This is a genomic window from Thermosulfurimonas sp. F29 (assembly GCF_019688735.1).
Taxonomy (GTDB): domain Bacteria; phylum Desulfobacterota; class Thermodesulfobacteria; order Thermodesulfobacteriales; family Thermodesulfobacteriaceae; genus Thermosulfurimonas_A.
The window spans coordinates 21318-36784 of record NZ_JAIFYA010000001.1 but is presented as its reverse complement, the minus strand read 5'-3'; the positions used below and the strand labels follow the sequence as shown (position 1 = coordinate 36784).

The following is a 15467-nucleotide window of genomic DNA, read 5'->3' as shown; positions in this document are numbered from 1 at the left end:
TTGGTGGTTGGTTGCCTTGACTCTTGCCGTTTCGCCGGGTTAATTTTTCGTTAAAATTTCGGATTGACGGTGGGGCGGGGGTATGTTTCAGCAGCAGGCTCGGGTAATAAATAACTTCCTCATGTTCCTGGATGCCGTTTGTATCCTTCTGGCCGGTTATGTGGCTTACCTATTACGGCGCTATCTTTCCGGAGGTAAATGGACTATCGATGGTGAACTGTTCGTTTATTCGGTTTCGTTGGTCATTTTTATAAACAATTATACTATGGGACGAATAGGTCTGTACGGTGATCGTAAGTTTCAGAACTATTTGCAACTTATTTGGGCTGTATTTAAGGCTGTTTTTGTAGATTTTCTATTTTTGTCCTCGTTTATTTTTATTTTCAAAAAAACAAATTATTCCAGGGGTTTCTTCTTATTGTTCGCTTCTTTATCTTTCTTTTTTATGATTTTAGAGAGAATAACGGTACAGATCTATCTTCGCCATTTTGCGCGGCGTCGTCTCCATGCTCGTAATCTTCTTCTGGTGGGGGATCGGCAGAGAGGTAGGATCGTTGCTGAGGCCTTGGAGCAGCAGCTCAGCTGGGGACATAAGATAATAGGTCGGGTATTGTTAAACGGTAGAGACACCTCCCCGGATGTAGTGGGATCCTTAAAAGATCTCCCCCAAATTCTCCGCAGGTATCCCGTGGACGAGGTTATTTTCGCTATCGGCGGAGATAAGGGAATAGATCTGCCTTATTATCTTGATATCTGTCGCAAGATGGGAGTGGATGCTCGGATCCTTCCCGCCCTATGGTCACCAGAAAGTCCTCATCTTGGCGTGGAATCCATACAGGGGATTCCCTTTCTTACCCTCAGGGTAACGGGACTGAATGCTACCGGGTTGCTTTATAAGAGGATTCTCGACATCATCGGGGGTCTGGTGGGGACCTTTATCTTTTTACTGATGTATCCTTTTGTGGCTATTGCCATTAAACTTGATTCTCCGGGGCCTGTCCTGTTCAAACAGAAACGGGTGGGGCAGAATGGGCGCATTTTTACCCTGTATAAATTTCGTACCATGTATGTGGATGCCGAAAAGCGTAAAAGAGAGCTTATGGCCAGGAATGTGATGAAGGGTCCTATGTTTAAACTGGAAGACGATCCGCGTATTACCAGGGTGGGGCGATTTTTGCGACGGACCTCTCTGGACGAATTTCCTCAGTTCTGGAATGTTTTGAAGGGAGAAATGAGTCTGGTGGGGACCCGTCCCCCATTGCCCGAGGAGGTGGAGAAATATGATCTGTGGCACTGGAGGCGAATTTCGATAAAGCCCGGCATTACCGGTCTCTGGCAGATTTCCGGGCGCAATAAGATTACCGATTTTGAAAAGGTGGTGGAGCTGGACTGTCGATACCTGGAAAACTGGTGTTTCCTGGATGACCTGAAGATTCTGCTCAAAACCATCGTTGTGGTGCTTCAACGGAAAGGGGCTTTATGAAGGACAAGGTTCTATGGAAGAAGTGGTTGCTAATATGGGGTTGTTTACTTTTACTCTGGGGATGCGGGGGAAGCCCCCGGGAAAAGCGAGACAGGTTCTTTTCGCGGGGAGAGCGGTTCTTTCAGAAGGGTGATTATGCTCGAGCGGCGGTGGAATTCAAGAATGCTCTGGAGATAGACCCCCGTTTTGCCCCCGCTTATTATCGTTTGGGGTTGGTTTATTTCCGGGAGGGTAAGCTTCGGGCGGCCTATGGATCTCTTTCCAGGGCCATCGAACTTGATCCTTCGCTGCTCGGGGCGCATCTGGCTTTGGGACAAATTTTCCTGCTGAGCCGTCGGCCGGATGAGGCCCTGAAGGAGGCGGAATACATTCTCTCCCGCAAGAGCGGTCAGAGTCAGGCCCTTTTTCTTAAGGCAATGGCCCTTCTTTCCCTGAGGAGGGAGGAAGAGGCTACAAAAATTCTGGGGGATCTTTGCGGCTCAGAATCTTCAAGGGTGACTCCCTGTCTCGTTCTGGCCGATATGTACATCAGGCATAATAAGTTGACGAAAGCAGAGCAGTATTTAAAGAGGGTTCTGGATAGCCATCCTGTCCATCCTCAGGCGACCCTAATGCTGGCCCGCCTTTTTGAAAGGGAAGGTCGCTCCGAACAGGCCGAGAGGCTTTATCGTTCTCTGGTAAACAAATTTCCGGAAAATGGGAAATTCCGGCTGATACTGGCTCAATTTTACGAACGAGAGGGAATGCGAGAAAGGGCGGAAAATGTGCTGAGAGAATTCCTTGTTCAATATCCTGCAGCAGAGGAGTCCTATCTTCTGTTGGCAAAATTTTATAGACATTACGGAGAGGCAAAAAAATTCGAGAGGGTGCTTGAGGAAGGGATTCGGCGATTTCCGGATCGTTTTGTTTTCTGGGAAAATCTCGCCGAGTATTATTTCATATCCGGTAAAAAAGAGAAGGCCTATTCCCTCCTGAACACATACATCAAGGAAACGGGATCCAGGCCTTATAAATTAAAGGCCCGGTTCCTGAAGGCTGTATTTTTATGGCGGGAGGGTAGATCACGGGAGGCTTTACGGGAGTTGGGGGAGATCCTGCGGGATAATCCGGAAAATGTAGCTGCACACACTCTCAAAGGAGATATTCTTTTCTCTCAGGGGGACTTCGAGGGAGCGATAAGCGAGTATCGTTCCGCTTTGAGGCAGGAGCCCAACGCGACAGATCTCCTTCTCCGTCTGGCCCGGGCTCATCTCCAAAACGGATCTTTGATTCTGGCCGAGGATCTTTACAAACGCCTTCTTACCACCAATCCTCATCTACGGGAAGCCCATTTGGGGCTGGCGGAGATTTACCGTCGCAAGGGGAAAATTGATAGCGCTCGACTGGAAATAGAAAAGGTCCTGCGGCGAAACCCCGGAGATATGGAAGCTCTGGAGCGATTGCTGAATCTATATCTTTATGAGGGGAATTGGAAGACAGCGGTAGAGACGCTGAAGAAGCAGATAACCCGTTATCCATCAAATACGGCTTATCGTCTCCTCCTGGTGGAACTTTATCTCCAAAAAAAGGACTTCGGCTCTGCTCGCAGGGTTTTGGAGGAAACGGTAAGGCTCCAGCCTTACAACCCGCTGCTTCTGTTTACTCTCGGGCGTATAGCCAAGAAGACCGGATTTCTCAAAGAGGCCATTTCTTACTATGAAAAACTGCGGAGTCATCAGCCCGGTAAGGTAGTAAATGATCTTATTCTGGCTCAGCTTTACGGAGAGGCCGGTGAGTACTCCAGGGCCATAAGACTTTACCGAGAGATTCTCCGTCGAGATCCCGGGAATTGGGTTGTGGCCAATAACCTGGCTTTTTATCTGGCCGAATATGAACCTTCCACGAAGAACCTTTCCCGAGCCGAGGCCCTGGTGCAGCCATGGGTTAAAAAGTTTCCCCAGAAACCGGAATTGGTTGACACTCTGGCCTGGATAAAATATCGTCAGGGGGATTATTATGTTGCCAAGACTCTTTTGGAAAAACTCGGCAAGGATGTAACTAAATATCCGGTTATTTCCTATCATTTGGGGATGATATATTATCGGCTGGGAGAAAGGGAAAAGGCCGCAATGTATTTGGGAGCGGCCTTGAGGGGTAGGGAGGATTTTCCCGGACGCAGGGAGGCCGAGGATATTTTTCGAGAATTAGAAGGGGTTCAATAATATCGATCTGGGAGGTGAGAGGATGGGGAGGTTATTTTTCTTTGTATTCCTGGTAAGCTTGCTCTGCCCGGTAATGGCGAGAGGGGGGGGAACGGATATTCCCTTTTACAAGATAGGTCCCGGAGATGTTCTGGAGATTTCGGTCTGGCAGGATGAGCGTCTTAATCGCAAGGTGGTGGTTCCCCCGGATGGGGTGATTTCTTATCCCCTTATCGGGGATATCAGAGTTACGGGACTTACGGTTGCTGACTTAAGAAAGATTATTACCGAGCGGCTGAGCGATTATGTCCCGGACGCCATGGTAACGGTCATGCTTGTACAGATTAACAGCTTAAAGGCCTATGTTATAGGTAAGGTAAATCGTCCGGGGGCATATCCTATAGACTTAACCACGGATGTGATGCAGATTCTGGCCATGGCCGGAGGCCTTACCCCTTTTGCTTCTTCCAAGAAGATCATTATTCTGAGGCGCGAGGGAGACCGAATCATAAAGATTCCCTTCAATTATGACGAAGTGTCCCGTGGAAAGAATCTGGATCAGGACATTCTTCTGAAGCGGGGAGATGTGGTTGTTGTTCCTTAGTTTGTTTTCTTTTTTTATGTTGATTTTTTTGACTCCTTTACTTCATGCTGCGGATTTTTATTTTTCGTCATATTTGAAATTTCGGGGTGAATATAACGATAATGTGGCTTTTTCTTATTATAATCCCGAAAGAGATTTTCTTACTGTTACTTCCCCTTCTCTCTTTTTGAATTACAAGAGTGAACGTTTTTCATATTCTTCTGAATTCGGTCTGGATATTTATGATTATATGGATAAAAATAGGCTAGATACTGTAAATCAAAATTATAAAATAAAAATAAACTATAAATGGCTGGATCGCTGGCAGATTTCTGGTGAAGGTTATATAATAAAGGACACTACTTTGCAATCCGAACTTAAAGAGACAGGAATCATACATTTTCGGGAGAAACGACGGCGCTATTACATGGCTGGTTCTTTAACATATCTATTCAGTCAAATAACATCTCTTAAAATACAGGCTACTTCTTCACGCACCGAATATGATTGGCGTTATAATGTGGATTATGATCTTTTATCTTTTTCAGCCACTTTACAGAGATCTCTTAAGAATCAGCGAGATGTTTTAATGTCTAAATTTTATTATACAAATATAGATTCTAGTAGTAGCAGAGTGGACAATTATGGCGTTATGTTGGGCTGGCAAAGAGCCTTGTCTTCTCATTCAGGGTTTACTTTTTTAGCCGGAATGCGATATACCAAGACTTTGTATTATCTTTATTATATTCAACTGGTACCCCTTCCTTCCTGGCCCTATGTGGGGTTTCAAATAAGAAAAAGACGAACTTCTACTCATGAAAGCGGATATGTTACCGATATTTCCCTGTTTTACAGGAAAGAGCGTTCAATTTATAGGCTGGGTTTTAATAAAAATCTTGCTTATAGTTCTTACGGTGAATCAGTGGATCGTTCTCATTTTTATGGAACCTTTTCTTATTATCTAACTCCTCGATGGACTTTTCTTTTTTCAATTTCCTATTATTTTACTTCTTCATCAGGTAAGACTTACAAAGAAGACAATATTTTTTACTCTTTTAGACCATCTCTGAAATATTATCTTACCAGACGCTGGTCTTTGAGTATGTTTTATGAATATTCGGATTATCGGGATAAAGTTCGTGATCATGAATATGATCGTCACCGTATTTGGTTAACTTTGACTTTTGAGTTCGGTAAGCCTCCGGCCTATAAATCCGGTATTTAAGGAGGTTATATGTACACGGAGGAACAGAAGGATATCCGGTACCTCATTCGGGTGTTTCGTCGTCGGAAGAAGGCTTTTTTTATCCCTTTCGTCCTGGTTTTTGCGAGTATAACGATGATAGCCTTTCTTTTGCCTCCCATTTATCAGGCCACCACCACTATTCTTATTGAGGAACAGCAGATCCCTCCGGAGTATGTAAAAAGTACGGTGACCGGATATGTAGAAGAGCGTTTACAGATGATTACTCAGGAAATTATGAGTCGATCCCATTTGATAGATCTGATTGAACGATTCAATCTTTATCCTGAGATGCGTAAAAAATATACCATGGATGAAATCGTGGATAGAATGCGCAAAGACATTAAGCTGGAAACTATAAATGCTGAAGTGTCCAACACTCGAACGGGGCGTCCATCCTCGGCTACGATAGCCTTTACTCTTTCTTATGAAGGCCGGGATCCGGATAAGGTGCAAAAGGTGGTCAATGCATTGGCTTCTCTATATCTCGAGTACAACCTCCGTTCTCGGGAGGAGCAGGCCTCCGGGACTACAGCCTTTCTGGAAAAAGAGCTCCAGGAGCTCAGGAAGCATATGAATGAGCTTGATAGCAAGCTGAGTAAATTCAAGCAGGAACACTTGGGAGAACTTCCGGAAATGATTACCATCAATCTTCAAACTATAGAAAGGCTTGAGCGGCATCTGGATGACCTCGAGACCCAGATACGTTCTCTCAAACAACAAAAGGTGTATCTGGAAGGGCAACTGGCTCTGGTAGAACCTCTCGCTCCTGTTAAAACCGAGGAGGGCAAGGCGGTGATGTCTCCGCTGGAAAGGCTTAAGTATTTGAGGCTTAAGCTTTTGAGTTTGCAGGCGACCCTTTCTCCCAAACATCCCGACATAATAAAACTGAAGAAGGAGATTCAGGCCTTAGAATCCCAGGTGGGGGAGACGGATGAAGCTCTGGAGAAAATAAGACAATTAAATGAGCTTCAGTCCCGACTGGCGGAGTTGAGATCTCGTCTTGGGCCGAAGCACCCGGATGTGATAAAGCTGGAAAGGAACATCAGGGTCCTTTCAGAGGAGCTGGCCAAAACAGAGAACAAGAAGGCCAGGGTTGCCGAGGAAATGCTCAACCGTCCTGATAATCCGGCATATATTAATTTAAAGACCCAGATTGCTTCTATAGAGGTCCAGATAAAGAGTCTGGAAGAGGAGAAGAAAAGGATTATGAAGAAAATAGAGGAATACCAAAAAAGATTGGAAAACACTCCGTTGGTGGAAAAGGAGTATAACATTCTGCTCACCGATTATGAAAACACCCGACGCAAGTACAACGAACTGATGAACAAGCTCATGGAGGCCAGGATTGCTCAGGAGCTTGAGGAATCCCGGCATGGCGAGCGATTTACCATTATTGATCCGGCGCAGTTACCGGAGAAACCCTATAAACCTAAAAGGATGGCCATTGTGCTGATAGGTTTCGTTCTGGCTCTGGGAGCCGGAGTGGGTACCACGGCTTTTATGGAATACCTGGATCACTCTATAAAGAGTCCCGAAGAACTGCGGGCCCTTATTCAGGTGCCTCTTCTTGCTACCCTTCCTTATATCGAGACGGAGGAGGAGATAAGGGCTCGGCGAAGGAAGAAGTTATTGTTCTTGGCGGTGTTTCTGGCGGGGTTAGTGGCGGCAATTCTTCTCTTTAATTTTATGGTGATGCCTCTCGACCTGTTCTGGTTAAAGCTGGAGCGTAAGATAAGCGCCCTTTGGTCTTGAATTCGTTATTATACCTAGGGGGGTCTTTAAATGAGCAAAATCAAGAAAGCCCTGGAAAAGGCCGGTGAGTCCCGGCAGGAGATTATAGAGCTTACCAGGGGAACGGTTCAGATGTCCCGAAGGGAGGAAATTCGTCCGGTATATACCCGGACCAAAGTAGTTTCTGTGGACTCCGAACTTCTACGACGCAATAAAATTTTTAGTTTTTTTGATGAGGAAGAGGGACTTTCCGAGCAACTCCGTATTCTTCATACGCGGATTTTGGATCGAATGGATAAACTGGGGGGAAATGCCCTTCTGATTACCAGTGCTCGCTCGGGGGAAGGTAAGACTCTTACGGCTATAAATCTTGCCATAAGCATGGCCCGGGAATTCGACCGGACCGTACTTCTTGTGGATGCCAACTTCAAGAATCCGACCGTGCACACTTATCTGGGGCTGATTCCGGACCGAGGTCTGGCTCATGTGCTTCTCCGGGAGGCGCAGATCCCCGAGGTTTTGATCAATCCTGATATTCCCCGTCTGGTAGTTATGCCTGCGGGCAAAAGGCTTTCGGGGTCGGCCGAGCTTCTGGGTTCCCCTTTTGCTGAAGGCGTGTTCCAGGAGATTAAGACACGGTATCCGGAAAGATTTATTATTTTTGATTCTCCCTCTATTCTCAATTCTGCAGACCCTATGGTACTTTCCGAGTATGTGGATGCAATCCTCATGGTGGTGGAGGCGGAAAGAACGCCGGCCGAGGAGGTGAAGGCTGCGGTAGATATGTTGCAGGAGAAGCCTTGTATAGGAGTAGTGCTCAATAAGTTTAGAAACTGAGTCTATTATGTACGAATCTTTTTACGGTTTCCGCAAACGGCCCTTCACCCTTTCTCCTGATCCGGACTATCTTTTTATGAGCAATAAGCACGAAAATGTGTATACCTACCTTCGTTATGCTATTTATGAGAATAAAGGCTTTGTGGTCATTACCGGAGAGATCGGATCCGGAAAGACCACTCTTTTGAACTATTTTCTCAAAAGGATCAGAGGGCCCATCAAGGTGGCCTATATCTATAATACCACCGTTTCTCCTTTACAGTTTTTACGGCTCGTTTGTCAGGAACTGAGTATTTCTGTGGAGGGTCTTGATAAGGCCGGGATTCTACACGCTTTGAATGAGTTCCTTTTCAGGGAGTATGCCGCCGGCCGCCGGGTCATCCTTATTGTGGATGAGGCGCAGAACCTTTCCCTTCAGACCCTAGAGGAAATTCGTTTGATTTCCAATCTTGCCACCGAAAAGGAACCCCTGTGGCAGATTATTCTGGTGGGACAACCGGAGCTCAAACGGAAGTTACAGCATCCCTCGCTTAAACAGCTGGTACAGAGGATCACGGTTTACTGTCATCTTGAACCCCTGAGTGTTGAAGAGGTCAAGGCCTATGTCCGCCACCGTCTGCGTGTAGCCGGAGCCAGAGATCTCCACCTTTTTACGGAAGATGCTCTGGAGGCCATTTATGAATACTCTGGAGGTATCCCTCGCCTGATAAACATTTTGTGCGACACGGCTTTGGTGTATGGGTTTGCTGATGAGCTTCCCCGTATCGATAGAAAAGTGATTGAGGCCGTAGCGGAAGACCGTCGGAGGAGCGGCCTTTTTGAGGAAGTAGAAGCCCTCACCAAGCCGGAGGACAATCTCACATCTTTTGAGGATTGGCCGTCCCGGGTTCAGGCACTGGAGCAGAGAGTTCGGGTGCTTGAGGCTCTGGTGGCCGAGCTTTCCAAGCGTGTGGAGGTCTGTCGTAGCCTGGAAAGAGACTGGCGAGGTGTGATAGAGACCCTTCTGAGGCGTCTCGATCCTTCACGGTGCGGGTGCTCGGGAGCGTGAGTTTTTTCTTTATTTTTTAGATTTCCAGTGTCATTCTTGCGGGAAAGATGTATTTACGATAAAATCCTTTAAAGTCAGGCTATTCAACCCTTTGCCCGGGTGGCGGAACTGGTAGACGCTGGGGACTTAAAATCCTCTGGGGTTCCCACCCCGTGCCGGTTCGAGTCCGGCCCCGGGCACCAGCACAGAGATTTCCTCCTTTACGAGAAGGCCTGTTTCCGCAAAGTTTAACTACCTTCTTTTACACCTTTACACCTGGTTTAACAATTTTACATTTTATTTCTTACAGTTGGATCCTGCTTTATTTCTATAATATCCTTGCCACTCTAACTTTTCGAACTTTTGGCATCCTGTTTGCATATCAGAATGCATAATTTATTTTGGAGATTTAAAATGAGATGGCGTTTAATGGTCCTGTTTGTATTATTTGTTTTTCTCTTTAGTGCAAATGTGCAGGGTGTTGATTTAAAGAGAAAAAGTAGAAAAATACTTGCCTGGAAAAAAGTTAATGATAGGATTCTTGGCATTCAAACTGGAGGTTTTTTGTGTAATCTAAATGTTAATGTGAAAAAAACAGAAAGCAAAATTATTTTATGGGATGAGATTCGTTATATTTCTGTTTCTTATCTAGAAAACTCTGGCGGGAATGGGAATGTAAGTAAATCTGTGGTTTATACAACCATATCAAAATAGGAGTTGATGAGTATGAAAAAGATCTTGGTTTCAGTGTGTTTGATAATAATAAGTAAAGTTGTACTGGCTGGAGAATTCAGTACTGTTCTCAAAGACCATGTCTTGTAAACAGCAAAAGGAGTAGGAGGTATCAATATTGCAGCGGGGGAAAATACTATTCAGGCTAATCTATGGGGGATAGGAATAAAAGCGAAAAACAATATGTTTTTTCGACAATTTTTGGAAGTACGAAGACTAAATCTTTCATTTTCAAGAGATATTTTGGAAGGATATGTATTAGCTGAAGCTAGAGGGCTTTTTGGAGTTAATCAGGCTGCGGGTGGCCAGGTTATTCAGGCCAACATAGCAACACTTTCAATAAATTCTCTGGGGACAAGGGTAAGAGGCCCTGTTCTTTCTCAAGCGGTGGCTTTCCCTTCGAGATCGATTTCCAGACTTTATAGGGGGATAAGTTTGGATGTCATGAGCTCCGGGGTTCTTGCAGGGGCTAAGGGAGTCTTTCAGATAAATCAGTCCGCTGGTTCGGCTAATGTCATTTCCAATGTCTTTTCCTTCAGTCTACTTGGGGCTGGAGCCCTAAGTAAATAAAAAACCTTAAGGAGGTTGGTTATGTTTAAGGAATTGGTGGAAAGGGTAAAGGGTAAAGGGAAATGGGCGGGGGCTTTGGCCCTCTCGGCGGCCTTGTTGGTTCCGGCCGGAGTGCAGGCTCTGGGGGTTAGTCCTCCATCACTCTGCAACCAGAAGTGCAGCATCGTTTTTGATGTAAAAGGAGATGTGGATGTAAATGGTCAGGTGATGGGGGTGGCCGATCTGGAGGGATATTTCTCTCTGATTACGGCCAGGATAAACATCATCAATGATGAAATGAGAGTAGGTGGTCTCGTACGGGCACTTTCCAAAAACGATCAGTTTCTGGAGGAAAACGAGATCGAAAATACCCGTATGACTAATACAGCTTCGGTTAAGGGGTCGGTACTTAGAAACGCCAAGGGGAACATCGGACTTAATGTGGTGGCCGGAGATGTGAATGCTCAGAGCAACATCGCTTCCATATCTGCCGGGAAATCCGAGCGTTCCATGACTCAGTCTACCATTTTCAGTTTCCAGAGGACCATTGGTAACGGACTATCGAACAAAGGTTCCGTGAATACAGCCTCTCTGAGCGATTCGGTACTTAAGAATGCCAAGGGCAATATAGGAGTAAATGTGGCTGCCGGAGTTACCAATGCTCAGAGCAATCAGCTGGCCGTGGCTTCTGCTCCGGCTAAGGTGGGAGTGGCCACCGCCTATGTAAGGCAGGAAGGACTCAATAACTGGACAGAAAATTATCCGCTTGAGCAGGAAAGGGTAGTGATGTACAAAGTCGATCTCGATCTTTCCGCGAGAGGAAACGCTTATGGAACGAGGTTCAGGGGAGGATATAGCGGAAGCGAGGGCGGAACCTTTTCCGGGTCTGGCTCGATTGCCGGTACTTCTAAGGGGATGAGTTATCAGGCGAATAATTTCTATCCGGATATATGGACCGGTACGAGCCATACCTCCGGAAATCAGATCGGACATGTGGATCTTGATAATGAGGCTCAGGGGGCTATCGCCAATCCGGGTCGTAATGGAGTGGGAGGAATAGCCTTTGATAACGACAACAAGATTGATGCTGATTATGAGGGTGGTGGATCCTATAGCGGAAAAGAAAAGGGTACCCTTTCCGGAATTCTGGGAGCTCAGAAGATAGCTCTTACCGGATCGGTTACCGGCTACATTCCCGTTAAGATCGTTCGCTATAAAGACTCCATCAACACGGCCTCCCTTAGCGGCGAAGTGCTCATGAACGCGGTAGGGAATATAGGGGTTAATATTGCCGCCGGAACTAACAACATGCAGGTCAATGCTCTCTCCGTTACCTATGTGCCCAATGCCGGCACAGAGGTTCCCACTCCTCAGCCCGGTGGTGGAACCGAATAAGCCCTAACAAGAGGGGAGGGGGATCCCTCCCCTCTCTTTAAGGGGGTAATCCGATGAAGAAGTATCTGATAGGATTTTTTCTCGTTCTCACTCTTTTTTCTCCCTCTCGAGCGGCTGTGGTAGAGGTCCGGGCGGGAATTTATGGGGGTTATATTCGTAAGAGGATTCTAAGTGTTAAAGAGTTGCGTTTTCGTCGTCTTTTTCGTCAACGATATGATCTAAGTTGTGGAAGTGCGGCTCTGGCCTCTCTTTTGAAATTTTACTACGGGACTAATGTTTCTGAAGAGGACATTATCCGGAATATCCTTTCTCACGGTGATATCAAGCGGATTCGTTCTCATGGTTTTTCCATGTTAGATCTGAAAAGGAGTGCTGAAAGCTTCGGTTTTCAGGCGGAAGGATATAAAGTGCCTATCAGAAATTTGTCTCGTCTTAAGATGCCTACGATTATTCTTTTAAATAGTCGAGGATATAAACATTTCGTTATATTAAAGGGCGTAAAAGAAGATAAAGTATTCATAGCTGATCCGGCCCTGGGACATAGAATCATTTCTTTAGATGAGTTTAAGCGTTCCTGGAATGGGATCCTTTTGGCGGTATTCGGTAAACGAGTTAATGGTAAGGTTTGGACTCTTTGTTCACCCGGAGTGACTAAAGAAAAGGTTTGGACTTTAGAAGATGTAGCTATCTCTAATCTTCTGATCCTTGATCAACCGTTTGATATTAAACCTTAAACAGGGGGAATAAACCATGAAAGGGAAACTTATGCTATGCCTGTTGATTTCAAGTCTTTTGGGATGGGGAAGTACGGTCTTAGCCGGTAGCATTCCTTTCACGAAGCAAGGGTTACAGGCTCTCGGGACTTCGGTCTCCGAGCCCTCCTTAAAAGAATTGAGGGGGGGATATCAAGGTTTTTACTTCGAGGTAATTTTTAGCGGTTTCTGGGATTCCACGGGACAGCAATGGGCAGAAATAAAGGTAAATACAGGAATGGCCCGGGATTCAGCCCGCATTATAGCCGGCAACGAATCCCCTGAAAGGGGTAGCCTCTCTAACGAGGTGGCGGCTTCCCCGGGCACTTCTTCTATCCAAACAAAGGCCGTTTTGGGAAATTTTAAGGGAGGAAGTGGTATATTTCAAATTAATCAGGTGCCGGGATCAGGAAATATAGTTAGAAATCATCTAACAATCAATATTGCTATCTTTAATAATCAAGAAATTGTCAGGAGGTCCTTAAATAATTTATTCAGGATTTTACCTTCCTCACTTTAACTTAATTCCTCCTATTTCTTGACATCGTGAAAAAAATATGGGAGTATGGCTTCAGTTCAGGAAATAGGGGGAATTGTCATGAAAATGAATTCTGTCTGCGTTGTTATTTCTGTTATTTTCTTTTTTGTGGCTTTTTTTAATATTTCTCCGGCAAAAGCGGAAAAAGGGAGTGATTATCGAGAGGGTAGCACCCCAGAGGAAGTGCTTCTTCAGGAAAAAGGAGGAGTTCTTTTACCCAGAGGGGTACTTGTGGTGGAACCGGGATTTCAATATTCTCATACTTCTCGGGCGAGAATAGCCATCAGCGGATTTACTATTTTAGAAGCCATTGCTATAGGGCAGATTACTACTGAGGTAACCAAAAAGGATGTTTTTACCACCTTTTTAAATCTACGGTATGGTTTAGCTCACGGGTGGCAGGTTGATTGTAAGATCCCCTATCTCTATCGTCACGACCGATACTCCTGGCAAGAAGATTCCGCTACCCGGGAGAAAACCGTTACCGATGAGGACATTGGAGATATTTCTTTCGGGATTTCCTATCAATTTTTGTATGAGAAAGGTTCGTGGCCGGATGCCGTATTGAATTTAAGAGTGAAGACGCACACCGGAAAAGATCCCTATCATATAGATACTGACGATCGAGGCCGTCCGGAAGAGTTGCCTACCGGGAACGGGCATTGGGGTATTTCTGGCGGGATCACTCTAGTGAAGCGGAGTGACCCGGCGGTACTTTTCGGAAGTTTGACCTATTTTTACAATATTACAATATTAAAAGAACAGTTAGAGATTATGGAGAGGTTCGTCCTGGAGCCAGTTTGGATTTCAGTATAGGTATGGCATACGCTCTTAATGAAAAATTTTCCGCTAATATCTTCTATGATCAGAAAATTTACAGCCGTACCAAAATTAATGGAAAAAAACAACCCGATACAGAATTCAGAGACCTTTGCAAAACCCTGCAATTTTGTCTGTATTAGCAAGTCTGAGATGAACATTACATCAAATTTCCTTCAGAACAATATGCGAAATACCCAAAATCTTTCTCCCTATTGCCTTTCCAGGATACCTCGTGAGCCTCTTTTTCCCTCTCTCCCTTGCTCTAGACATACTTTCCCCCTTTATCTCCAAAGCTTAAGCCATGACAGCGCTTCTTTTCCTTCGCAAATGCCACCAGAGCCTTATAGGTAAAGACCGTAAGGAAAAGGTGGATCTCATTGGCCATAAGGCCTGCATACCTGGCCTTAGCCCGATTGAGGTGGAGACTAAAGATGCCGAAGACCTTCTCTACCTTCCGCCTTACCGCTCCCAGTTTCCTATTCCTCTTTTTCTTGGAGGAGCTTATTTTGCGGTTTCTACTCCCCTTAGCCAGAACTCCGTAATAGATGCCTTTTTCCCGGCACCACTTTTTGAGGGCCTTCGAGTCGTAGGCCTTGTCCGCAAAGATGGCCTTTTCGGCACCGGAGAGAAGCTCATCGATTATTTGGGAGTCGTGGATGTTGGCAGGGGTGCAGACGAAGTCGGTGACGAATTCGTATTTGGGATCAATGGCGATGTGGTCCTTGTAACCGTAGACGATCCGATTCCCTTTTTTGGTGATGGCGGCATCGGGATCGTCTTTTTTAGGTTTACAAGCGGCCGGGACCAGGCGGGCATCGACGATCTTTCCGGCCTTAAGCTCGAAGCCCTTTTCGGCCAGCTGGCGTTTGAGTTCTTCGAAGCATTGGCGGTAGAGGTTCATGGACTGGAGGTCGTTACGGAAGCGGGAGATGGTGGAGTGATCGGGGACGGGGTCGGTAAGGGAGAGACCGAGGCCGCCGAGAAGAGGTTGCCGTAGAGCATGACTTCGACTTCGGTATCGGAGTGTTTGTAGATTTGCTGGATGATGAGGATTTTGAGCATGAGGAGGGGGTTATAGGCCGGGCGACCTACGGAAGAAGGGTGGAGTTTGGCCAGGATGAGTTCGAAAGGTTTCCAGTCGATGATGCGATTAAGGTAAGCTAGTATGTCGTCAGGTAGATTTTGATATAGGAGGTATTCGCCGAAAGTGAGCTGGTTATGACTTTCTTTGTACATAGTTGCCTCCTTTGGCTCAAGATCGTTTTTTGATTGAGTTTAACATGAGACAAAAACTTGTCAATCTAATTTTGCAAAGATCTCGTTTTTATCAGACACAAATTTTTAGGCTACTCCCAGCAGAGGAGGTGGCGCTGGCGTATAGGGATCTTTGGAGGGTGGAGAATGCCTTTCGGGAGATGGCCGGAAGACGAGTGACGAGTATTTCCGACGAAGGAATCTCTGTTAAAGTGCTTATACATAGTGGCTATGGAACTTGAGAGGAAATGGGCCCAGATAAGGGGCTGGCTCCAGATATATGGCCAGATAGCCATTCTTTTCGAGGGCCGGTTATAATGAAATTTACACAAAGGTGG

Annotated in this window: 15 protein-coding genes and 1 tRNA gene; 14 read left to right on the top strand and 2 right to left on the bottom strand. The window is 45.8% G+C overall.

Annotated features, from left to right (window positions below; genetic code table 11):
- Positions 1–82 precede the first annotated feature (82 nt).
- From K3767_RS00105 to K3767_RS00040, 14 genes are all read left to right on the top strand, one after another.
- A complete protein-coding gene (locus K3767_RS00105) occupies positions 83–1483 on the top strand; it encodes a sugar transferase (protein ID WP_221171536.1) in 1401 nt (466 codons plus the stop codon).
- Positions 1480–3684, top strand: coding sequence for a tetratricopeptide repeat protein (locus K3767_RS00100; RefSeq protein WP_221171535.1), 2205 nt, complete (start codon positions 1480–1482; stop codon positions 3682–3684). Before K3767_RS00105 ends, K3767_RS00100 begins: the two co-directional genes overlap by 4 nt.
- 22 nt (positions 3685–3706) lie before the next feature.
- A complete protein-coding gene (locus tag K3767_RS00095) occupies positions 3707–4267 on the top strand; it encodes a polysaccharide biosynthesis/export family protein (RefSeq protein WP_221171534.1) in 561 nt (186 codons plus the stop codon).
- Positions 4254–5471, top strand: coding sequence for a hypothetical protein (locus K3767_RS00090; protein ID WP_221171533.1), 1218 nt, complete (start codon positions 4254–4256; stop codon positions 5469–5471). Before K3767_RS00095 ends, K3767_RS00090 begins: the two co-directional genes overlap by 14 nt.
- A 9-nt stretch (positions 5472–5480) precedes the next feature.
- Positions 5481–7244, top strand: a complete 1764-nt coding sequence (locus tag K3767_RS00085; protein ID WP_221171532.1) for a GNVR domain-containing protein — start codon at positions 5481–5483, stop codon at positions 7242–7244.
- Between the two features lie 30 nt (positions 7245–7274).
- Complete coding sequence (locus tag K3767_RS00080; protein ID WP_221171531.1) at positions 7275–8060, top strand: AAA family ATPase; 786 nt, start codon at positions 7275–7277, stop codon at positions 8058–8060.
- Positions 8061–8067: 7 nt separating this feature from the next.
- Entirely contained in the window at positions 8068–9108 is a 1041-nt protein-coding gene (locus tag K3767_RS00075) for an AAA family ATPase (RefSeq protein ID WP_221171530.1), read from the top strand.
- 93 nt (positions 9109–9201) lie between these two features.
- Positions 9202–9290, top strand: a tRNA-Leu gene (locus K3767_RS00070).
- 211 nt (positions 9291–9501) lie between these two features.
- Complete coding sequence (locus tag K3767_RS00065) at positions 9502–9801, top strand: hypothetical protein (protein ID WP_221171529.1); 300 nt, start codon at positions 9502–9504, stop codon at positions 9799–9801.
- A 261-nt stretch (positions 9802–10062) separates the two neighbouring features.
- The gene (locus K3767_RS00060; RefSeq protein ID WP_221171528.1) at positions 10063–10389 is read left to right on the top strand and encodes a hypothetical protein; all 327 of its coding nucleotides are present in this window, start codon (positions 10063–10065) and stop codon (positions 10387–10389) included.
- A gap of 21 nt (positions 10390–10410) precedes the next feature.
- The gene (locus K3767_RS00055; protein ID WP_221171527.1) at positions 10411–11763 is read left to right on the top strand and encodes a hypothetical protein; all 1353 of its coding nucleotides are present in this window, start codon (positions 10411–10413) and stop codon (positions 11761–11763) included.
- 53 nt (positions 11764–11816) lie between these two features.
- Positions 11817–12497, top strand: coding sequence for a C39 family peptidase (locus K3767_RS00050; protein WP_221171526.1), 681 nt, complete (start codon positions 11817–11819; stop codon positions 12495–12497).
- A 16-nt stretch (positions 12498–12513) separates the two neighbouring features.
- Positions 12514–13035, top strand: coding sequence for a hypothetical protein (locus tag K3767_RS00045; protein WP_221171525.1), 522 nt, complete (start codon positions 12514–12516; stop codon positions 13033–13035).
- 78 nt (positions 13036–13113) lie between these two features.
- Positions 13114–13869 (top strand): hypothetical protein, encoded by a 756-nt coding sequence (locus tag K3767_RS00040; RefSeq protein ID WP_221171524.1) that lies wholly within the window; start codon positions 13114–13116, stop codon positions 13867–13869.
- A 268-nt stretch (positions 13870–14137) separates the two neighbouring features.
- Here the strand turns inward: K3767_RS00040 and K3767_RS00035 are convergent, their stop codons facing one another.
- Both K3767_RS00035 and K3767_RS12005 read right to left on the bottom strand, forming a co-directional pair.
- On the bottom strand, positions 14138–14806 hold the full coding sequence (locus K3767_RS00035; RefSeq protein ID WP_255592229.1) for an IS5 family transposase: 669 nt from the start codon (positions 14804–14806) through the stop codon (positions 14138–14140).
- Positions 14773–15111, bottom strand: coding sequence for a transposase (locus K3767_RS12005; protein ID WP_255592093.1), 339 nt, complete (start codon positions 15109–15111; stop codon positions 14773–14775). Before K3767_RS12005 ends, K3767_RS00035 begins: the two co-directional genes overlap by 34 nt.
- Between the last annotated feature and the right edge of the window lie 356 nt (positions 15112–15467).